Source organism: Occallatibacter sp. FHG110214_02, assembly GCF_059115385.1.
Genome location: NZ_JBZYWK010000016.1, coordinates 56,130 through 77,992, shown reverse-complemented (window position 1 = coordinate 77,992; position 21,863 = coordinate 56,130). Strand labels below are relative to the sequence as shown.

The window sequence follows — 21,863 nt, the reverse complement described above, 5'->3', positions numbered from 1 at the left end:
CATAAAGTTCGCATGAAGATATGTTTTTCAATAAAACTTATGTAAATTTCATCCGTTAAATTCGAGATTTGCGGTGGATTTCTGCTGTTGGGTTTTCTCGTAAACGATTGAAATATAAGTGGATGTATAGATGTATACAATTTGGAATAACAATTGCTTGCTGAGATATCAGAAAACTTCAGAACTATTCTGTTCCCCCCTCTTGAAGTATGGGCCTGGCTAGATAAGAGCGGTGCCTTTCGTATGCAAACCGCCAACTAGCAAGTGCTATGCCAGCCTTCCGCAGCACCCTTGTATTCTTCGCGAATCCCCAGCGCGAAACACGCCGTACAAGTTTCACAACTTGAAGGGAAATTACGTAGATATGAAGAGGTTCATCCTTTCTGCAGCACTCTTACTGCCAGTGGCTACAGTTGCCACTACTGCTCTCCACGGTCAGGCGACCGCATCAGGGGCGATTATTGGAACCGTTACAGACCCGTCTTCCGCAGTAATTGCGGGAGCGCAAATTTCGATTACCAATATCGCGACGGGTGAAAAGCGCACGGCTGTATCTGGCGCGAGCGGCTCCTATCGTTTCGACCTCCTGTCTGCAGGCAACTACCAGGTGACTGTTACCAGCCCAGGATTTTCCGCGAGCACATCCAAGCTGGAATTGCTGGTTGGTTCTACAGCAGCGGCGAACTTCAGCCTGAAGCCGGGCGCTGCTGGTGAGACGGTGGAAGTGCAGGCTGTGGGCTCCGTGGTGGACACGACCAAGACTGACGTGAGCACGGAGATTTCTCCGAGCCAGGTGCAGGAGCTTCCTATCGTTGGCCGCGACGCTGCTGACCTGGCGTACCTTGCTCCGGGCGTCAAGCTGACCGACTCCTATGACCCGACGAAGAGCCGCTACGCGATTATGAGCGTGAACGGCGGCGGCGGCCGTAACGTGAACATGACCGTGAACGGCATCGACAACAAGGACAACACGGTTGGCGGCCCCGTGATGCAGCTTCCACTGGAAGCGGTAGAAGAGTATCACCTGAGCACGCAGCGCTTCTCGGCTGAGAATGGCCGTTCGGAAGGCGCGGCAATCAACATCATCACCAAGCGCGGCGGCAACGACTTCCACGGTTCGCTGTTTGGATACTTCCGCGATACGGCGCTGGATACGGATGAAAAGCAGGCGGACGGCACCGGCGGGCACATCCTGGCGCACCCGGATTACAGCCGGCAGCAGTTTGGCGGTTCGGTGGGCGGACCGTTCTACCGCAATCGCGCATTCGGGTTCTTTGCTCTTGAGCGTGAGCGTGAGAGCCAGTCGCTGATTGAACAGGCAACGGCTTATACCCAGCTTGTTGCGGCGCAGCCTTACTTCCCCGGCGACGAGCCTGCGGCTTCGATTCCACGCCCGTTCTATGAATGGCGCTATAACGGCCGTGCGGACTATACCTTTACGCAGAGGGAAAGCGCTTACATCAGCTACTCTAACCAATCGAATAACAGCTTGAACGACCAGTCGGGCGGCACGAGCGACCTGACCAGCGGCAACACGACAACGAACCAGTTGGAGGTTGCAAACTTTACGCTGAACTCGATTATCAACGACAGCACGGTAAACGTGTTCACGGCAGGCTGGCAGTATTGGAACAACAAGATTCTGAGCGATATCAACTCGCCGAATGTCTCGTTCCCGGATGCTTCGTTCGGTACCAACGGCAACGTTCCTCAGCAGTCGTATCAGCGCAAGTGGCAGTTCAAGGATGACTTCTCGAAGTCGATTGGACGGCACACGCTGAAGGGCGGCGCAGATATTATCTGGAACCCGATTGAAGGCGGCTTGTTCGGCTTCCTGAACCTGCAGCTCAGCTTTGCACAGGACCCGACCTGCATTCTGGCCACGACGGATAATGCGGACGGAAGCTGCGGTCCTACGGCGTTCCCGAACAAGTTTGCGACTCCGGGTGCTGTGACGAGCATGTCGCAGTCGAACGGTGATCCGAGCTTTGGCGTGGCCACCAAGCAGATTGGCTTCTACTTCCAGGACGATTGGAAGCTGGGCCATCGCATGACGATGAGCCTTGGCCTGCGCTGGGACAAGGACGTGAACATGATCGGCAATTCAGTGATTAAGAACACCCGTACCTACCAGGAACTGGTGGCACTGAACAGCCCGTTTTCCAATCCCTATGTGCAGAAGATTGCCGGTAACGACAATCTGGATTTCAGCCCGCGCTGGGGCTTTGCGTATGACATGACGGGCAAGGGCAACCACGTTCTGCGTGGCGGCTTCGGCATGTACTTCGGCAACGTCTTCCAGAACATTCCGCTTTTCATGGAGCAGCAGGCGAATGCGACTATTTTTCAACAGGTACTGGGAATTCAGAACGTAACAGACCCGGTTCCTGGTACGGGCAAGTTACTGGGCGAATGGCGCTATGGCGTTGACCCTATGCCGACGATTCCGGCGCCTTCCAGCCAGCTCAACGACGGTAGCGTGGGCCGCATGATGGACCCCAAGTACCGCAACCCGGTTACGGAAGAGTTCAACCTGGGCTATACGTGGGCGGTTACGCACAGCGCTGCATTCGAAGTGGAATATACGCACGTGCAGGCGATTCACGAGAATAAGTCGTTGAATATCGATCAGCGCGTGCCAACCGGCACGGCGGCGGGCGACTGCTGCACTGCTCCGCTGGATGCGGCATTTGCAGCATCTGATCCGCATCTTCCGAAGTTGAGCCGCATTGTGGATGAGGCGTCGATTGGCAAGTCGAGGTATGACGGCATTAACTTGAGCTTCAAGGGACATGTGAACAAGTACCTGGATCTGACGACGAACTACACCGCGTCGTGGGCATTAGGCTATGACTCGGGTGGCAGCTCGTTCCGCACTTATCCGCGTCTTTCCACGGCTCCGTTTGCTTCGTGGGAGTGGGGTCCTTCGCCGGACGATGAGCGGCATCATGTAACGATTGCCGGTGTGGTTAACCTGCCTTACGGCTTTAACCTTGCCCCGATTATGCAGTACGGATCAGCCCGTCCGTGGCAGCCCAGCAATCCTGTTAGCGCGCTCAATACCGGTGGCGCTACGACGAGTGCTGTCATAGTTCCGATCGGTGACGAAAAGAACTGGTTTGCCTATGCAGGTGCTTCGACGGCGGAAACTACCAATTGCTTCTACGGACTTGGGAATGGCGGCAAGTCAACTTGCACGATTGCGAAGTATGACCCGCTGCGCGGCGATCCGTTCTTCCAGCTTGATTTGCGGTTGGCCAAGAACTTCAAGTTCAAGGAGCACTACAACGTGCAACTCGTAGCGCAGGCATTCAACCTGAGCAATCGTGCGAACTATGGCAATAACTATGGTGCGAGCATTGCTTCGCCTTCCACCTTTGGTCATCCGGCAGGCTTCTTCGCTTCGGGATCAACCATCATTCCGCGTTCGACGTGGGGCGAGATGGGATTCCGGTTCAGCTTCTAACTTTAACGGTCCACGTCCTCCAACGTGGGTCATCCTGGGGCAGACGTTCACGCGTCTGCCCTCTTTTTTGCGGCCTGTTTGTTGGAAGGGCATTGGCATTGGAGCAAAACAAAAGGCCATGCGGATTGCATGGCCTTTTGTTTTGCCGGGTGTGGTTTGCTTAGTCCCAGCTTAGCGAACCGCCGTTTTGATACTCGATGACGCGGGTCTCGAAGAAGTTCTTTTCCTTCTTGAGGTCCATGGCTTCAGACATCCACGGGAAGGGGTTTTCTGTTGCGGGGAAGACGGGTTCGAGGCCCAGCTGGCCGCAGCGGCGGTTGGCGATGAAGTGCATGTACTGCTCGCACAGTGCGGCGCTTAGGCCGAGGAAACCGTTGGGCATGGTGTCGCGGCCATAGGCTGCTTCCAGCTCGGCTGCTCGGCGGAGCATGCCGCGGATTTCCTGCTGGAAGTTGTCGTCCCAGAGGCCGGGGTTTTCAATCTTGATCTGGTTGATGACATCGATGCCGAAGTTGAGATGGATGGATTCATCGCGCAAGATGTATTGGTACTGCTCGGCGATGCCTACCATTTTGTTGCGGCGGCCCAGCGAAAGGATTTGCGCGAAGCCGGTGTAGAACCACATGCCTTCAAAGACAACGTAAAAGGCGACGAGGTCGCGCAGGAAGGCGCGGTCTGCGGTGAGCGTGCCGGTGGTGAAGGACGGGTCGCTGAGGTTCTGCGTGTATTCGAGCGCCCAGCCGGCCTTCTCCGTGATGGAAGGGACTTCGCGGTACATGTTGAAGAGCTCGCCTTCATCGAGGCCGAGGCTTTCCACGATGTACTGGAAAGTGTGCGTGTGCACGGCTTCTTCAAATGCCTGGCGCAGGAGGTACTGGCGGCACTCGGGGTTGGTGAGATGGCGGTAGATGGCCAGCACGATGTTGTTGGCGACGAGCGATTCGGATGCAGCGAAGAAGCCGAGGTTGCGCTTGATGGCACGGCGCTCATCGTCGGTGAGACCGTTGGGGGTCTTCCATAGGGCGATGTCGGCCTGCATGGAGATTTCGGTCGGCATCCAGTGGTTGTTGCAGCCGGAGAGATATTTTTCCCACGCCCAGCGGTACTTGAGCGGGAGAAGCTGGTTTACGTCGGCGCGGCAGTTAATCATGGCCTTGTCATCGACGCGCACGCGGGCTGCGCCGCGGGCGATTTTGCCGAGGCCGGTCGAGCCCGACCCCTCCTCGATGGGTGGAGGGGTGAGCACGAGTTCGTTGGATTTCTTTTCGGTGGTGTCGGTCCAGTCGAGCATTGGTTCTCCTTGATATTCTTCTGCTCTACTGGCAGGCTTCGCAGGTGGGGTCGTCGATGAGGCAGGCTTTGCCGATGACCGGCGCGGGCGCTGCTGGCGTTGGCGCAAGTTGCACCGCGTTCAGCTTGCCGTCAGTTCCCTTGAGAGTGGATTTTTCTACGTGCGTGGCTGAGCGCGAACGCAGGTAGTAGGTGGTCTTGAGGCCGGAGTGCCAAGCTTCCTTGTACAGGGCATCGAGCTTTTTGCCGTTGGCCTGCGAGATGTAGAGGTTGAGCGACTGCGCCTGGTCTATCCACTTCTGGCGGCGGGCGGCGGCTTGAATCAGCCACGTTGCTTCGACTTCGAACGAGGTTGCGTAGAGCTGCTTCAGGTCTTCGGGAACGCGGTCGATGGCGCCGAGCGAGCCGTCGAAGTACTTGAGGTCGCTGACCATCACGTCATCCCAGAGGCCGCGCTGCTTGAGGTCGTGCACGAGCGAGGCATTGACCACGGTGAAGTCGCCGGACATGTTGGACTTCACAAAGAGGTTTTGATACGTAGGCTCGATGGATTGCGTGACGCCGCAGATGTTCGAGATGGTTGCGGTGGGCGCAATGGCCATGGTGTTGGAGTTGCGCATGCCGGTGGTCTTGACGCGCTCGCGCAGCGCGGACCAGTCGAGCGTGGAGGAGCGGTCGAGTTCGAGCGTGTGCTTGCGGGCGTTTTGCAGCAGCTCGATGGAGTCGATGGGCAGGATGCCCTTGCTCCAGAGCGAACCTTCAAAGGTGGCGTAACGCCCACGCTCGGCGGCGAGATCAACAGAGGCCGAGATGGCGAAGTAGCTGATCTGCTCCATGCTTTCGTCGGCGAACTTGACGGCGGCGGCGGAGGCGTTGGGGATGCGCAGGGCGTAGAGCGCGTCCTGGAAGCCCATGAGTCCGAGGCCGACGGGACGGTGGCGCAGGTTGGAGTGGCGCGCTTCGGGAATGGTGTAGTAGTTGATGTCTACTACGTTGTCGAGCATGCGCATGGCTGTTGTAACGGTCCGCTTGAGGCGTGCCGTGTCAATGCCCGTGGGCGTGACGTGGTTGGCCATGTTGATGGAGCCTAGATTGCAGACGGCGACTTCACGCGCGTTGGTGTTGAGCGTGATTTCCGTGCAGAGGTTGGACGAGTGGACTACGCCGGTGTGCTGCTGCGGCGAGCGCAGGTTGCACGGGTCCTTGAAGGTAATCCACGGGTGGCCTGTTTCAAAAATCATGGTGAGCATTTTGCGCCACAGGTCCACGGCGCGAACGGTGCGCGAAACCTTGATTTCGCCGCGCTGCGCTTTGGCTTCGTATTCGGTGTACTTTTCTGCGAAGGCCTTGCCGTAGAGGTCGTGCAGTTCGGGCGCTTCGTCAGGTGAGAAGAGCGTCCATGTGCTGTCTTCTTCGACGCGCTCCATGAAGAGGTCAGGCACCCAGTTGGCAGTGTTCATGTCGTGGGTGCGACGGCGGTCATCGCCGGTGTTTTTGCGCAGATCAAGGAACTCTTCGATATCGATGTGCCAGGTTTCGAGATAGCCGCAGACTGCGCCTTTGCGCTTGCCGCCTTGATTGACGGCAATGGCGGTATCATTCGCGACCTTGAGGAAGGGAACTACGCCTTGCGACTGGCCGTTGGTGCCCTTGATGTGCGAGCCGAGGCCGCGCACGTTGGACCAGTCGTTGCCGAGGCCGCCGGCGTATTTGGAGAGTAGCGCGTTGTCCTTGATGGCTTTGAAGATGCCGTCGAGGTCGTCGGAGACCGTGGTGAGGAAGCAGGACGAGAGCTGTGGGCGCAACGTGCCGGAGTTGAAGAGCGTCGGCGTGGAGCACATGAAGTCAAAGGACGAGAGCAGGTTGTAGAACTCGATGGCGCGCTCGTCGCGGTCGATTTCGCGCAGGGCAAGGCCCATGGATACGCGCATGAAGAAAGCTTGCGGAAGCTCGAAGCGGATGCCGCTGGTCTGCAGGAAGTAGCGGTCGTAGAGCGTCTGCAGGCCGAGGAACTGGAAGTTGCGGTCGCGCTCAGGCTTGAGGGCGTTGGCGAGGCGCTTCAGATCGAAGCTGGCCATTTCCTTGTCGAGGATTTGCAACTCGATGCCGCGACGAACGAATTCGGGGAAGTATTCGGCGTAGTCGACTTTGCGATGCTGCTGGTGCGTGTCCTTTGCCGCGAAGAGGAAGGTGAGCGCTTCGTCGTGCAGGATATTCAGGAGCAGGCGGGCGCTGACGTAGGCGTAGTTCGGTTCCTGCTCGACGAGCGTGCGCGCGGCCATGGTCTGCGCGAGGCCGAGTTCGTGGAGTTGGATTCCGTCATAAACATTGCGACGTACTTCCGCCATGACCGCGTCCGCGGAGACTCCGTCGAGGCCGGCGCAGGCGTCGGTGATGTCGCGGAAGAGTTGCCCTTCATCGAGCGGCTCTGTGCGGCCATCGGCGAAACGTACGTGCAGGCGCGGCTGCAGAACGGTGGTCTGCTCTTCGTGTTTGCGGCGCTCTTGCGCGCGCTCTTCGCGATAGAGAACGTAGGCACGGGCGATCTTGTGCTCGCCGCTGCGCATGAGCGCCAACTCTACCTGGTCCTGGATATCTTCAATATGGATGGGGCGGCCGGGCTGCGAGCGGCGGTTCAGCGTTTCGACAATCTGCGCGGTCAGTGTTTCCACGGCATCGCGGATGCGGCGTGAGGCGGCGGCGTCCGCGCCTTCCACGGCTACAAAAGCTTTCGTAATGGCTAAAGTGATTTTGTTGGAGTCGAACGGAGAGAAGCTACCGTTGCGGCGGATTACCTGGAGGCCGGTGGACTGCTGCGGAGCCTGGTCGAAGTTGTTGGAGACGGGTGGAGGAACGGCAGGACGGGATGGGAGGTCGTGCGTCAGGGCGGCCATGGGGGAATCTCCTTATGGCCTCGGACGGGTTTGCGGGGAGACAGAGATGGCTCTCGGAGTGTCCGAAAGCTTTTCTGCTACCTCGCCTCCCCTCGGAGGCGTGAGCGTATGTCTTCGTGGCAGGTCTTCGGACTTACAGGCGGCCTACTTGCTCCAGCTTCCCGGCCTGTTTAGGACTAGTGCTTTGGTTGGAGCGTTCGTTCCTGATTACCGCTGCGGGGCAGTTCCGGACTCGCACCGGGTTCCCTTTTCACCGGATTTTGTTAATCCGGCACCGCGAAGTGAAGATAACTATGGCATGTGGCCAGACGGAAGTCAACCCCATATCTTGGGGTGTCTGTGCAAAAAACTGGCAGGTCTGTGGATAGCTCGTCCGTTGTTCGGGATAGGGACAGGAGCGTGTAAAATTATCCCAAGCTGCACTGTATTGGGAGAATTTTGGGGTGGAGTTACCTGCCACAAATCGCCGCTGGACGGATTTGGCGCCTTGGTCGCGCCGAATTTTTCTATTGGCAATCCTGATGCTGGGGGTGGGGGTTTTTTCCTGGGGCACGGCATACAAGATGTCGCTCTACCGGGTTTCGCCCATCCACAATAAGGTTCCCGTTGCCAAGCTTCTGACGCAATCCAGCAAGGCGATTCAAGACAAGGTTGTGTCTGTCACAACGCCGCGTAGCTTGACGGCGTTGCCTTTGCTGCTGGACCTGGCGTTGCTGATGTTTGCGCTGGATTTGCGTAAGGGATGGTCTCAGGCCGTGCTGGCGCATAAGCCTTTGCGGCGTTTGTCACTCTATTTCCCTCCCGCATTGTTCCTGCGCCCTCCTCCTTTTCCTCTTCACGGATAAATTGCCTCCGGCAGATGCCGGTCGCGTTCTTTCTATCTTGCATTTCCGTTGAAAGAGGTTTCTGCCCATGCGCGGCAAACGCATTCTTGTCTACGCACTTTGCGTAGCTGTGGCGGTCATTGCGATCGCTCTTGTTTTTCATCCTTTTCAAACATCTAAACAGACTGCTACAGCGCAGCCATTGCGTGTCGTTTCTGTTGTGCAAGCGCGGCGCGGAGAGATTGCGCGTCAGCTTGTGCTGGCGGGAGTCTTCCAGGCATTTCAGGAAATTGATGTGCATGGAAAAGTCTCCGGCTATGTGCGGCATATCAACGTTGATATAGGCGACCGCGTGCGGCAGGGGCAGACGCTGGCTGTGTTGGAAGTGCCTGAGCTTGATGCACAGGTGGAAGGCGCTCAGGCTGGCGTAACACGCTCGCAGGAAGAGATTGCTCGCATGCAGCGCGAGGTGACTCGCGATGAGGCTTTGTATGCGGCGGCGCACGCGAACTATGAAAGGCTTAAGCAGGCGTCAGACCAGCAGCCGGGATTGATTGCGGCGCAGGAGTTGGATGATGCGCTGGCAAAGGACCGTTCGACGGCGGCGCAGGTGGATGCTGCGAAATCCGCAGTGGCGGCAGCGCAGGGGCAGCTTGGTGTGGCTCGCGCAGACAAGATGCGCGTGAGCAGCATGGCGCAGTATGCGACGATTACTGCGCCGTTCTCAGGTGTTGTGACAATGCGCTATGCCGATACCGGCGCGCTTGTGCCGGCGGGAACTTCAGAGAGCAATGCGCAGGCTGTTGTGCGGTTGGCGCAGAGTGACGTGCTTCGCTTGCGTATGCCTGTGCCGGAAGAAGATGTGCCGTTTGTGCATGAGGGATCGACCGTGCAGGTGCGCGTGCAGGCAACGGGGCAGCAGTTTTCCGGCAAGGTGGTGCGGTTTTCGCGGGATGTAAGCACGGCGACTCGCACGATGACGACGGAAGTGGATGTGCCGAATCCGTCGCTTGCGCTGTCTCCGGGCATGTATGCGGAAGTGACGTTCAACTTGCAGAGCAAAAACGATGCGCTGATTGTGCCTGCGGCGGCAGTGGTGCAGGGGGATTCGCCTTCCGTGCTTGTTGTGAATGCGGATGGCAAGGCAGAGCGACGCGCTGTCACGCTTGGGATTGCGAGCGCAAATCTGCAGGAGGTTCTTGCAGGTGTTGCAGCGGGTGAGCAGGTGATTGTAGGCGGGTTGGCTTCGACGCAGCCGGGTGACCGCGTGCATGCCAAGCCTGCATCGGCGGATTTGCTTGAGTATCACGATGCAAGCGCGAAGGAGGGCAAGTAATGTCTTTCTTTGCGATTCGTTATCCCTTCTTCATCCTCATGCTTTGCATGGTCGTGGTTGTTGTTGGTGTGGTTGCTGTGCTCGGCATGCCTGTCGATCTCTTCCCCAGAATCAACATTCCTGTTGTTGTGGTGGCTACGTTTTATTCGGGCATGCCTCCGCAGCAGATTGAGTCTGATATTACAGACAGCGATGAGCGATTCTTCACGCTGGGTAGCAATATCGACCATATTGAGTCACGTTCGCTACCGGGCGTCAGCCTTATCAAGGTTTATTTCCAGCCGGGTACTGATCCTACTGCTGCGGTTAGCAATATCTCTAATTTGGCGATGGCGAATTTGCGGCGCTTGCCTCCGGGCACGCTGCCGCCTGTGGTGCTGAGCTTTGATGCGGCGAACTTACCGGTCTGTCTTGTTACGTTGAAGGGCGCAGGGCTGAACGAAACACAGCTTAAGGATACGGCGCAGTTCACTGTGCGTAACCAGATTGCGAATGTACCGGGTGCATCTGTACCGCAGCCGTATGGCGGACGTTATCGGCAGATTATGGTCTATGTTGATCCGGTCAAGCTGCAGGCTGCACAGTTGAGCGTGATGGACGTGGTGCATGCGGTCAACGACTCCAACCTGATTCTTCCCGCAGGCGATGTGCGTATTGGTCCCAAGGATTACAACATCTATGCCAATAGCCAGGTGGCAACTGCAGATGAAGTAAACAGCATTCCGCTGCGCAGTGTGGGCAATGCTTCGATTCTGGTTGGCGATGTGGGGCATGCTGTTGATGGCGGGCAGTTGCAGACCAACATTGTGCGCGTGGATGGGCAGCGTTCGGTTTATATTCCTGTTCTTAAGCAGGGTGGTAATTCAAACACCATCACCATTGTTGATGGTATTCGCAGTGCGGTGACGCGGCTGCTTGATATGCCGCCGAATGCAAAGGCAGAAGTGGTATTCGACCAGTCTGTCTTTGTGAAGACGGCGGTAAAGAATGTCATTAGTGAGGGAGTCATTGGCCTGTTGCTTACGGGCGTGATGATTCTCCTTTTCCTCGGGAATATGCGAGCAACTGTTGCGGTGTTGCTCTCGATTCCCATTTCCTGCCTGGCAACGTTTCTTGTGCTGGATGCTTTTGGAAACTCGATTAACACGATGGTGCTTGGTGGATTAGCGCTGGCGCTTTCGCGGCTTATCGATAACTCGGTTGTTGTGCTGGAAAACATCTTCCGACATTTCGAGATGACGCCTGATAAGGTGAGGGCTTCGCAGGAAGGTGGGCGTGAGGTGCAGCTTGCCGTGCTTGCAGCCACTTGCAGCACTGCCATCGTCTTCTTTCCTGTAGTGCTGCTCACTGGCGTCAGTAAATACCTGTTCAGCTCGCTCGCGCTGGCTGTTGTGATTGCGCTGATGTGTTCTTACTTCGTCGCCATGACAGTGGTTCCGCTTTTCTGCTCGCGCTTCATCAAGCACTCCGGGCATAACGAGCATGGAGCCGCGCATCTTGCGGCGCAGTCGAATGATCCGGTGCCAGAGCATATGCGCGGCGGGCAGGGGCATCAGAGTGTTTTCGCTCTGGTGATCTATCGCTTCAACCAGGCATTTGCGTGGCTGCAGGAACACTATGACAACGCCATCACGTATTGCCTGGCCAGGCCGGGAAAGGTTGTAGCTGTCTTTGCCGTGTTCGTTGCGCTGAGCTTTGGGCTGTTTCCGTTTGTTGGTCAGGCGTATTTTCCGCGTACCGATGCAGGACAGTTCGTCATCAACATCAAGGCCCCATCCGGTACTCGCATTGAATTGACAGACCGCTACATTGCGCGCGTAGAGGATGAAGTGCGTTCGGTGGTTCCGGCGAAAGACCTGAATATGATTGTGTCCAACATCGGCGTAACGCCGGATTTGTCCGCAATCTATACAACGAACTCAGGCATGCACACGGCTTTTGTGCAGGTCAGCCTGCAGGAAGAGCACAGCGTAAGCAGCTATGAGTACATGCAGCGTGTGCGTGCGAAGCTTGCACAAGATTTACCAGACGTGCAGACTTACTTTCAGTCTGGTGGCCTAGTGGATTCGATTGTGAATCAGGGATTGCCTGCGCCGTTTGATGTGCAGGTAAGCAGCAATGATATGGATGGTGGCTATGCGATGGCACAGCAGCTTGGGCAAAAGCTGCGCGCTCTGCCTGGTGTGAGCGATGTTCTGATTCCGCAGGACGTGGATTATCCCGGACTGGCATTGAACATTGACCGCGAACGAGCCAGTTTGCAGGGACTCTCGCCGAAGACGGTCGTTGATAACGTCATCACCGCATTGACTTCCAACGGCATGGTCGCGCCGAGTTATTGGGTTGACCCCAAGACAGGGAACAACTACATGCTGACTGTGCAGTACCCGGAAACGCAGGTGAAAACAATGGAGGACTTCAAGCAGATTCCTCTGCGCTCTGCGGATGGAAAGAATACAACGCCGCTCGAAAGCGTGGCTTCCGTGCAATCGATTAACACGCCGACAGAAGTTGACCATTATCAGCTGCGACGCGTCTTTGACATCTACGTCATGCCGACGAGTGAGGACTTAACGAAGGTTGGCAAGGAGGTGAATCGTGTTGTTGGCCAGACGAATTCACCGAAAGGGATGCGGCTCACTGTGCGTGGTTCCAGCGTCAGCATGCGCGACTCTTTTCGGTCTTTTGGCATCGGACTCATTCTTTCCGTTGTGCTTGTCTTCCTTATCCTGATGGCGCAGTTTGCGTCGTTCTTTGATCCGTTCATTATTTTGCTGGCAATTCCGCCGGGGCTTTCCGGCGTGTTTCTCTTCCTGCTGGTCACGCATACCACGCTCAACATTATGAGCCTGATGGGAGTGCTGATGATGACTGGAATTGTGGTGTCGGACAGCATCCTGATTGTGGAGTTTGTCGGCCAGCTTCGTAAGAGTGGTGAGCCTCTGGAACGCGCAATCGTAACCGCCTGCAAGGTGCGCTTACGGCCAATTCTCATGACGACTCTGGCCACAGTGCTTGGTCTTATTCCGATGGCTCTTGCATTGGAGGCAGGCAGCGAGCAGTATGCGCCGCTGGCACGCGCTATTCTTGGCGGGCTCACGGTCTCTGGCGTTGTAACGGTCTTTCTTGTTCCCTGTGCTTACCTGCTTATCCACAAGCGGTTGGAAGCGAAGCATGGAAAGGCGGTGGCGTAATGCGGTTCCTAATCGTAGCTTGCATGGTAGTTGCCATTGCCATTTCAGCGAATGCGCAGACTCTGCAGCCAAGTGCTCCAGAAGATGTAGTTCCTATCACGCGAACGCAGGCAGAACAGCTTGCGCTTAAAAACAATCCGCGAATTACTGCGGCGCATCTGATTGCGCTTGCCTCTGGACAGGTGACGAGGCAGGTGCAAGCCGCTCAGTTGCCGCAAATCGGAGGCAACATTACGGCGGTGCAGGCGGAAGATGGAAGCCGCATCGGTGCCGGCACGCTGAACCCATCCACTCTATATACGCATGCGGGGGCAGGTGGCACGCTTACGCAGCTCATTACAGATTTTGGGCGCACGCATAATCTTGTGGCAAATGCAAAGCTACAAGAGAAGGCCCAACAGCAGAGTGCGCTTGCCACGGAGCAGGACATTTTGCTTGCAACAGATAACGCGTTTTACAAGCTGCTCGACGCGCAATCTTTGCTCAATGTGGCGAAAGCGGCAGTGCAGGCTAGAAGCGATGTGCTGAATCTGACTACAGCTCTTACTCAAAGCAAGTTGAAGAGTGAGTTGGATTTGAATATGGCGGCAGCGGATTTATCGCAGGCACAGCTCTTACAACTCGATGCAGAAAACTCCGTTGCATCGGCGCGTGCGGAGCTGGTTGCTTTGCTTGCCGCACCGCAGGATACGATGTATCGCGCGGTGGGAGATGCAGAAGGTGTATTACCGCCGCCTGAGCTGACGAATGCACTTATGAACGAAGCGCATCAGCAAAGGCCTGATTTTGCAGCACTGCAACTGCAGGCTCAGGCCGACCAGAAGTTTGCAAAGGCGCAGGGAGAGCAGCGCTTGCCAACAATCTCAGTAGGAGCTATCGGGGGGATTACGCCTGTTCGCTCGGATGGAGCTTTTGCTGAGAACTGGTATGGCGCAGCCGGCGTAAATCTGAGCGTGCCTATCTTTGCAGGGTTTCGTATTTCTGCAGAAGCCAAAGAGGCTCGTTTTCGCGAGATGGCAGATGAAAGGCGCCGCGATGATCTTGGTAACTCCATCTCGCGTGATGTTCGTGTAGCCGCTCTTGCCGCGCAGACTGCATATCTGCGCATTGGGGTTACGGAGAACTTCCGCAAGGAGACAGCTCAAGCTCTTGAGCTGGCGCGGACTCGCTACAAGCTTGGGCTTAGTTCGATTGTCGAATTGAGCCAGGCACAGCTTCAGAGCACACAGGCATCAGTTGCTGCTGTCAATGCGCGCTTTGATTATTTACTTGCGCTGCGGTCACTTGCTTATGCGCGTGGTTTGCTAACCCCGTAGTCATTCCAGCGCCGAGGCCGCTTCAATCGGAGCGGTCTCGGCTCTTTGTCTATGAGAATTTTTGTGCGCGAGATTGCTGCTATTTTTAGCAGATGGGTAGACCAGAACCCGGTGACACTTATAGAAATAGGTCGGGGTGTATCGTGTCCTTTCTTTTACCTTCCTCTGTCACTCGCCGTGAATTACTGCGCGCGTTAGGAGTACTCGGACTGACGTCTATTTTTCCAGGAACCCGACCGTTGTTTTCTGAACGGTCGCTTGCTGAAGAGACGTTAGCTGCGAGCAGCCTGGAGCCGGCTGTTAAGAATCGCGCACCACTGGCCGCGAGCGCGTTTTATTTTCTGCCCGCTGGCTCTATTCGCGCACGTGGATGGTTGGAAGATCAGCTTCGTATTCAGGCTGCAGGGCTTGGTGGGCATCTGGATGAAACATGGGCGGATGTAGGACCAAACAGCGGCTGGCTTGGTGGAACAGGCGAGTCCTGGGAGCGTGGCCCTTACTTTGTGGATGGTCTGTTACCGCTGGCTTATCTGCTTGACGATGCGGTTCTCAAGGCCAAGGCGCAGAAGTTCATAGACTGGACACTAGACCATCAGGCGGCAGATGGAATGTTTGGTCCAGCATCGAACTCTGACTGGTGGCCTCGCATTGTGATGCTGAAAGTGCTTGCGCAGTATCACGAGTTGACAGATGATCCTCGTGTCATTCCGTTGATGGATAAATATTTTCGGCATCAGTTGTCTGCGCTGCCACAGAGATCCCTAGTGGATTGGGGAAAGTTCCGCTGGCAGGATGAGGTGCTAAGTGTTATCTGGCTCTATAACCGCACCGGATCGGAATATCTTCTGGAGCTTGCGCGCTTATTGCATCAACAGGGCCATGATTGGATTGCGCAGTATGATGACTTTCAATATAAGCAACCAATCACGGCAGAGTATTTGAAGCTCGACGCAGGAAACGGGCTCAAGGATCTTGCTCTTTCAACACACGGCGTCAACAATGGGCAGGCGGTGAAGACGGGTGCTGTGTGGTCGCTTGTTTCTCATCAGGCATCCGACCGTGCTGCTGTGCTTAAGATGATGGATGAATTGGATCGTTATCACGGAATGCCGAATGGCATGTTTTCGTGCGATGAGCATCTGGCCGGGGTGAATCCGTCGCAAGGGTCTGAGTTGTGTACGGTTGTTGAATACATGTTTTCACTTGAGCAGTCGCTGGCTATTACAGGAAACCCTTTGTTGGGGGACCGTCTGGAGAAGCTGGCGTTTAATGCTTTGCCCGGCACATTCACGGATGATATGTGGGCTCACCAGTACAACCAGGAGCCCAATCAAGTGGAGTGCAGTCTGCACCACAAGCCATGGACTACGGATGGGCCGGAATCGAATCTCTATGGACTGGAGCCGAATTTTGGCTGCTGTACGGCGAACTTTCATCAGGGGTGGCCGAAATTTACTAACAGCTTGTTCTTCTTGTCGGGAGAGCAGGGGACCGATGAGCGTGATGGTCTAGTAGCTTCTGTTTATGCGCCTTGCGAGGTGCATGCAGTTGTTCGTGGCACTGCTGTTCATGTTGTTGAAGAGACGGAGTACCCATTCCGCGGCATTGTTGTGCTGACGATAAATCCCTCAGTACCGATCCATTTTCCGCTTCAGTTGCGCATTCCTGCATGGGCGTCAGGCTCCACTCTTACTGTTAATGGCCAAAGGGTTGATTCATCACAGGCTGCGTCCTTCGCTTGTATCGAGCGTACGTGGAAGGCTGGGGATCGCGTGGAACTTGTGTTCCCAATGGCTCCGCGTGCTTCACGGTCGTACAACAATTCCATTGTGCTGGAGCGCGGCCCGCTGGTCTTCTCTTATGGCATTGAGGAGAGTTGGGTAAAGTTGCGCGATAGAGGAATGACTGCGGATTGGCAGGTGTTTCCGAAAGGCGCATGGAACTATGCGCTCGACATTGAAGAAGGCAGCCCGGAAAAGAGCATTGCCGTGACGGAGGCGGAAGTAAGCAAGGTTCCTTTCACGCGCCATCATCTGCCTGTTCAGCTCAGCGTGAAAGCGCACCGCATTAGCGACTGGCGTGCGGAAGATGGCGTGGCAAACCCGCTTCCTCCAAGTCCAGTTAAAAGCCAGGAACCGGAAGAGACGATTGTGCTCATTCCATATGCCGCGGCGAAACTGCGTATTACTGCATTTCCGCAAATTTAAGTGTTGTATCGATAGCGAAGCTTGCGGAAACTGCTGCCCCATGTAAACTTCATCTATGCAGAAAATGCTTATGTCCAGCGCCCGCTGTTGTAGCCTGTCCAGCTTTCCTGGCAGGCTCGATCAGCTTTCTTCTGCTATCTGAATTGGTCATCTCGTTTGTCCAATAGCTCTTGTTGATAGGAGCGAGCCTGCCAGAATACTGGCCGGGCTTTTTTGTTTTAGGTTCAATCACAGGTAAGAAAGCGCCGCAGGCGTGGTGGTGTTCGCTCTGCTGCGCCAGAGAGCAAACAAAACTTCAAGGAAATCTAAATGAATAAGCACTATGCCTTCGTTCTGTTCTTGAGTTGCGTTGTTGTAGGGGTTGCTTTGAATGGCGTATCGCAAAATACTGCTGTCAAACAAGAAGCCGCAACTGTTTCGCAGGACATCTTCTCTCATCCGCACAATTTGAAGGTGTTGCAGAAGTCCATCAGCGGGGAAGACCTCAAGAAGCTCATGCACGAATATGAACAAAGCTTGGGAGTGCCTTGCTCATATTGCCATGCGCAGGATGCACAGACCCGACAGATTGATTACGCATCGGATGAGAATCCGATCAAACAGACGGCGCGCGTGATGATTACGATGACGAGCGACATCAATACGAAGTATCTTGGACAGCTTGGAGACCGCCGCTATGCAACGCCGGTTACCTGCGGGAACTGCCACCAAGGTCAGGCGACTCCGCCTGACTTTGAGCCTAAATCACAGAATTGAACGTTCGCTATTTAGCAGCGGAAAGGGTAGATGTATGAAGACTGGTTTCGGTTTTGTTTTGGGACTGTGCTTGTCAGGCGTAGTTGCTGCGCAAGCTCCTGTTCAGGCTGTGCAATGGTCTGCTTCTGCAAATGTTCATGACTCAGTTGAGAAAGGCAGCGATCTGCAAATTGACATTGCAGGTGATGTGCTGGAAGACTGGCATGTCTATGGATTGGTGCAGGAGCCTGATGGGCCAACGCCGCTGCATATTACGCTGGATGACAACGCAACTGCGGAGACTCGTGGAGCCATCTCTGGCACTGATCCGATTAAGAGGCAGGACGCGAGCTTCAACCTCGAAACACAGATTTATGAGAAAGGCTTTTCGCTGCATTTGCCAGTGAGAATCAAACAGAGTGCAGAGGTTGGCAAGCAATCGATTCCTGTGAGTGTACGCTTTCAGGCGTGCAATGATCGCATCTGCCTGCCTCCCAGAACTGTTCATCTTTCGGTGGCGGTTGAGGTTCACTGACTGGGGGCAGGTGTAGAGTAGCATGCGGAATGAGATTGAAAGAGCCGTCTGTGCAATATTGCACAGACGGCTCTTCGCTTTTGCGTTTGTTAGAAGATGATCTTTCCAGCGAGCTGAACGTTGAACGGTTCGCCCGGTCCAATGCCCGGCGCACTGCCGTTGTTGCGTGTGTTGGTAATGCGCCCAAAGCTAGCGCTTCCAACCGGATTGGATGCAGAGGGATTCGCAAGGTTGGTGTGGTTGAAGAGGTTGAAAATTTCCGCGCGTAGTTGGAGGCTGACTCTTTCATGAAGCTGGGTGTTCTTAACCACCGAGGTATCGAAGGTGAAGAAGCCGGGGCCACGGAAGGCATTGCGGCCAGAGTTGCCCCATGTACCCTGATCCGGATTGCTGAAGGCTGTTGAGTTGAGATAAACCGCGTAGCGCGAGGCGGTGGAAGACGCTGCTGGAAGCAGGTTGCCTCCCGTGGATGTCTTGTAGCTGACTCCCGGAACCACGTTGACACGATCATTGTTTTCCGCTGTTCCGCTGCGGTCTGAACCGACTTTAACGGAGAGCGGCGTGCCGGTAAAGGCTGTGGTGAAGGCGTTGAACTGCCACCCACGGGTCAGCACCGGCAAGCTGTGCCCGATCTGCGGCGCTTCATAGACGAGATACGCATTCAGAGTATGGCGAACATCGAAGTCCGAGCTACCGTAATCCTGCGCAAGGTTGTTGGAGTTTTCGGGAGCCGTGCTGCGGAAGTTCGAGATGGTATCGATAGAGTGGCCATAGGTGTAAGAGATTTGGCTACTCAGGTGGCGGTAGTTGTTGCTCTTCAGGCTGGCCACAAATGCGTTGTAGTTGGAGCCACCTTCGCTCGATACCTGGTTGATGATGCCGAGTCTGGCGGCGTTGGCAACCAGCGAGCTGCTGTAATACGGGCGACGGCTTTGCTCGCCGGCCACGGTTCCGAGAGTTGGCTGGTTAATGTCAAGAATATGATATAAGTGGCGTCCCTGTGCGCCGAGATATCCGAGCGACAACAAAGTGCTGCGGCTCAGTTGATACTCGGTGTTGAGCGTGTAGTTCTCTGCGTAGGCGGCGTGCAGATTGGGGTCTACAGAGAACAGGCCGACGGTTGCAGAAGAAGCAGCGGCGCCGGTGAAGGGATCAACGTTGTTTTGCCACTGCGCGTATGTGCGGCTAACGTTGAGCACGGGAGGATTGCCAACTGGATTGTCTTGAAAGCCAGTTGCGGAGTCGCCGTTGGCAACGCTGCTGCTGCCAAAGCCGTTGAAGCCGGGCGAATCATAGTACAGGCCGAAGTTGCCGCGTACTACAATCCTGGGCGCTGCGTGATACGAAAAGCCGAAGCGCGGAGCGAAGTGCAGTTTGCCCGGCGTAAAGACCGGGGGCTGATTGGATGTGCCAACCAGAACAAGACCATTGTCATCCGCGCCTGCGGCGCCTGGACGGAAATCGGAAAGAACGCCGTCCGTGGTGATGGTTCCATTGAACTCATAGCGAACACCATAGTTCAGCGTAAGGTCAGGAAGTACCTGGTACTGATCCTGCACAAAGAACGCTACGGCTTTCTGGTAGAGGTTGCGGCGCAGATAGCCTTGAATGAATGAAGCTTTGGTGAAGTACCCGCTCAGGAAGTCTGCGAGCGCCAGAACCTCAGTATGGTTGCCGGCAATGTCCGCATCGCTGCTGTCAAGGAAGCCCGCGCCAGTGGTGGCCCATGGTGTTCCGCCGGATTGCGCAATTGCGGCTGCCGCGTTGGGAGAAGCTGCACCAGAGAAGCTGAAGTTGCCGCGTACGCCGCTTTGATATTGCAGATCAATGTAGTTCCGACGAAACTCACCACCGAAGCGCAGTTGATGCTTGCCGTGAACCCATGTGGCCGCGTCGGTAATGTGGCCCGTGTAGTCCTTGCGGCCAATGGGCTGCGTGGCTCCTACCGTGTCAAAGGTGACGCTATCGCTGATGGAGATTGTTGGTGCGCCGAGGAGCGACGGGTCTGTTACACCATCTGCCAAGCCCAGCGATGGCATATTCCAACTGTGGTTTTCGTCGTTGAAGGTCTGGTTGAAGATGCCCACAGCGGCCAGCAACTGATTGGAGAAATGGTCTGTGACGGACCAGTTGTGTACAGCGGAAAAGTTTTGCGTGATATCAGGAGCCACCTGATAGTACCAGTAGGTAGAAGGACTGGTGACAGGTGCAAATTGGCGGCCAGTGCCGATGAAGCTCTGAATTCGCAGGCTCTGCCGGTCCGAGATATTCCAGTTAATGTTGCCGATGGCATTGTCGCTATATCCGTGTGAGGGATTGGTTTCCGTGTAGTTGCTTTGGCTGGCTGCATAACCAGGCTTGTTTCCTGCGGGCCATAGTTGCAGCAGGTTCTGTGACAGCGGATTCACGGCGACGTTGTGCGCTGCGAGTAGGTTCGCTGCTTCCGTGACGTAAGCTGCTACTGGTTCGGTGGCTCCTGAGCCAACCTGAATCGCGTATTGCTGACGCTCAAAATTGGCGAAGAAGAAAAGGCGATCCTTGATGATTGGCCCGCCCACATCTCCACCGTACTGCTGATTGCGCAGCAGAGGCTTGCGCGCTGCTTCCGCGGTGAATGGATTTCTGGCTGAGAAGAACTCATTGCGGTTGAAGTAGTAGGCCGCGCCGTGAAATCTGTTTGTGCCTGTCTTGATGCCAAGCGAAATGAGGCCACCGGGGTTGCGGCCGGCTTCCGCATTGCCTTCTGATTGCACGGTGAACTGGTCAATCGCGTCCACGGGTATAGTGACGCCGGCAATGCCCGCAACACCGCCCTGATTGGCCGCCGTGTTGTTCTGCCAGATGTCGTTGTTGTCCGCGCCGTCAATCTGCCAGTTGTTCTGGTTGGTGCGCGTGCCGTTGATTGATCCGGCACCGTTATAACCTGGTGTGATTTTAAGGAGCTGCGTAAAGTCGCGTCCGTTCAAGGGAATGTTTGCAACAGCCTGTTCGTTTACAACGGCGTTGTTGGTGGAGGATTGCGTGTCGAGGGTGATTGCATCCGCGCTGACTTCAACAGATTGGGAAGAGGTGGCGACAGCGAGTTTGACTACCAGTGAGTAGATCTGGCCGGGACGAACTGCGATGCCATCAACTTTATTCTGCGAAAAACCGGAAGCAACAACTGTGATGCTGTAGTGGCCGAGTTGCAGATCCTGGAAGGCGAATTCACCGGCGCTGGTCGATTCGGATTCGCGAGTGAAACCAGTGTCCGTACCGATCAGGGTCACTTTGGCATTAGCAACTACAGCGCCGGTGGTATCGGTAACTGTGCCTGAAATGCCGCCACGAAAGGTCTGTGCGGACAATGTGAGTGGAATGGCAAGCGCTAGCAGAGTTAGTAAAAATCGTGAAAGGGCCTGGAAAGAAAGCTTCACTGCGTCAACCTCCTCATCCGTTTGAAAACGGAAATAATTCAGCCTGCTGTTTGTTTTGTCCATGCAGCCTGTCATCATTTGCGGGCACGCATCATATTGCGATGGTGCAAATGCGGACGCATGGTCTTGTAGGGTTGCTATGCCTTGATTGCGTCTGATGCGATATTGCGCAGGATGCGTTCATGAGAAAACGCACTCTGCGCGAGATGCCGGGGGGGCAACAGACCTGATAGAAAACGATCCGGGGGAATTTAGAGGTTCAGCCCTGGTATCGACACACGACACTCGACGCAACAAGGTGTTGCGGAGCTACGACAGAACTGCTTGTGCCGATTGAGCATGATGGAACCATAAGTAAATACATTATTTCTGTCAAGCGTGGTGTCTGTGCCATAAAGTAGGAAACACGTGCGCGCATTTGATGCTGGCATCATTGCCAGGGGCTTTTGAAAGACGAGGGCAACCGGGCCAGCGAAGATTTGGTTTGACATCCAAGCTGGACGGTCATATATTCCTTGCTATGAATCTTATCTCCAAAAAACGTTGTTGCCTGTCCGGTGAAATGAATTGGCGGACGGGGAATTGCGCTTTTTGTGAGAATCGTATGTAACAGTCATACGATCCAGATCGAAAGAGATAACCCGCTCGCC

General features: G+C 55.5%; 11 protein-coding genes and 1 riboswitch. Of the genes, 8 read left to right on the top strand and 3 right to left on the bottom strand.

Going from position 1 to position 21,863, the window contains the following annotated elements:
• The first annotated feature begins 364 nt into the window (after positions 1–364).
• A complete protein-coding gene (locus AC5S3R_RS14285) occupies positions 365–3,466 on the top strand; it encodes a TonB-dependent receptor (protein WP_494267759.1) in 3,102 nt (1,033 codons plus the stop codon).
• Between the two features lie 160 nt (positions 3,467–3,626).
• Here AC5S3R_RS14285 and AC5S3R_RS14280 read toward each other — a convergent pair whose 3' ends face one another.
• Positions 3,627–4,757, bottom strand: coding sequence for a ribonucleotide-diphosphate reductase subunit beta (locus tag AC5S3R_RS14280; protein WP_494267758.1), 1,131 nt, complete (start codon positions 4,755–4,757; stop codon positions 3,627–3,629).
• Between the two features lie 25 nt (positions 4,758–4,782).
• On the bottom strand, positions 4,783–7,650 hold the full coding sequence (locus AC5S3R_RS14275) for a ribonucleoside-diphosphate reductase subunit alpha (RefSeq protein ID WP_494267757.1): 2,868 nt from the start codon (positions 7,648–7,650) through the stop codon (positions 4,783–4,785).
• A gap of 101 nt (positions 7,651–7,751) precedes the next feature.
• Positions 7,752–7,944: riboswitch (cobalamin riboswitch) on the bottom strand.
• 149 nt (positions 7,945–8,093) lie between these two features.
• On the opposite strand from AC5S3R_RS14275, the gene AC5S3R_RS14270 reads away from it, so the two are divergent.
• From AC5S3R_RS14270 to AC5S3R_RS14240, 7 genes are all read left to right on the top strand, one after another.
• Positions 8,094–8,495, top strand: a complete 402-nt coding sequence (locus tag AC5S3R_RS14270; protein ID WP_494267756.1) for a hypothetical protein — start codon at positions 8,094–8,096, stop codon at positions 8,493–8,495.
• Between the two features lie 67 nt (positions 8,496–8,562).
• Entirely contained in the window at positions 8,563–9,810 is a 1,248-nt protein-coding gene (locus AC5S3R_RS14265; protein ID WP_494267754.1) for an efflux RND transporter periplasmic adaptor subunit, read from the top strand.
• The gene (locus AC5S3R_RS14260) at positions 9,810–13,004 is read left to right on the top strand and encodes an efflux RND transporter permease subunit (protein WP_494267752.1); all 3,195 of its coding nucleotides are present in this window, start codon (positions 9,810–9,812) and stop codon (positions 13,002–13,004) included. Before AC5S3R_RS14265 ends, AC5S3R_RS14260 begins: the two co-directional genes overlap by 1 nt.
• Positions 13,005–13,027: 23 nt before the next feature.
• Positions 13,028–14,320 carry a TolC family protein gene (locus tag AC5S3R_RS14255; protein ID WP_494267751.1) on the top strand — a complete coding sequence of 431 codons (1,293 nt, stop codon included), beginning with the start codon at positions 13,028–13,030 and terminating at the stop codon, positions 14,318–14,320.
• A gap of 239 nt (positions 14,321–14,559) precedes the next feature.
• A complete protein-coding gene (locus tag AC5S3R_RS14250) occupies positions 14,560–16,527 on the top strand; it encodes a beta-L-arabinofuranosidase domain-containing protein (protein WP_494267750.1) in 1,968 nt (655 codons plus the stop codon).
• A 309-nt stretch (positions 16,528–16,836) separates the two neighbouring features.
• Entirely contained in the window at positions 16,837–17,283 is a 447-nt protein-coding gene (locus AC5S3R_RS14245) for a c-type cytochrome (RefSeq protein WP_494267749.1), read from the top strand.
• 34 nt (positions 17,284–17,317) lie between these two features.
• Positions 17,318–17,797 (top strand): protein-disulfide reductase DsbD domain-containing protein, encoded by a 480-nt coding sequence (locus AC5S3R_RS14240; RefSeq protein ID WP_494267748.1) that lies wholly within the window; start codon positions 17,318–17,320, stop codon positions 17,795–17,797.
• A gap of 89 nt (positions 17,798–17,886) precedes the next feature.
• Here the strand turns inward: AC5S3R_RS14240 and AC5S3R_RS14235 are convergent, their stop codons facing one another.
• Positions 17,887–21,213, bottom strand: coding sequence for a TonB-dependent receptor (locus AC5S3R_RS14235; protein ID WP_494267747.1), 3,327 nt, complete (start codon positions 21,211–21,213; stop codon positions 17,887–17,889).
• Between the last annotated feature and the right edge of the window lie 650 nt (positions 21,214–21,863).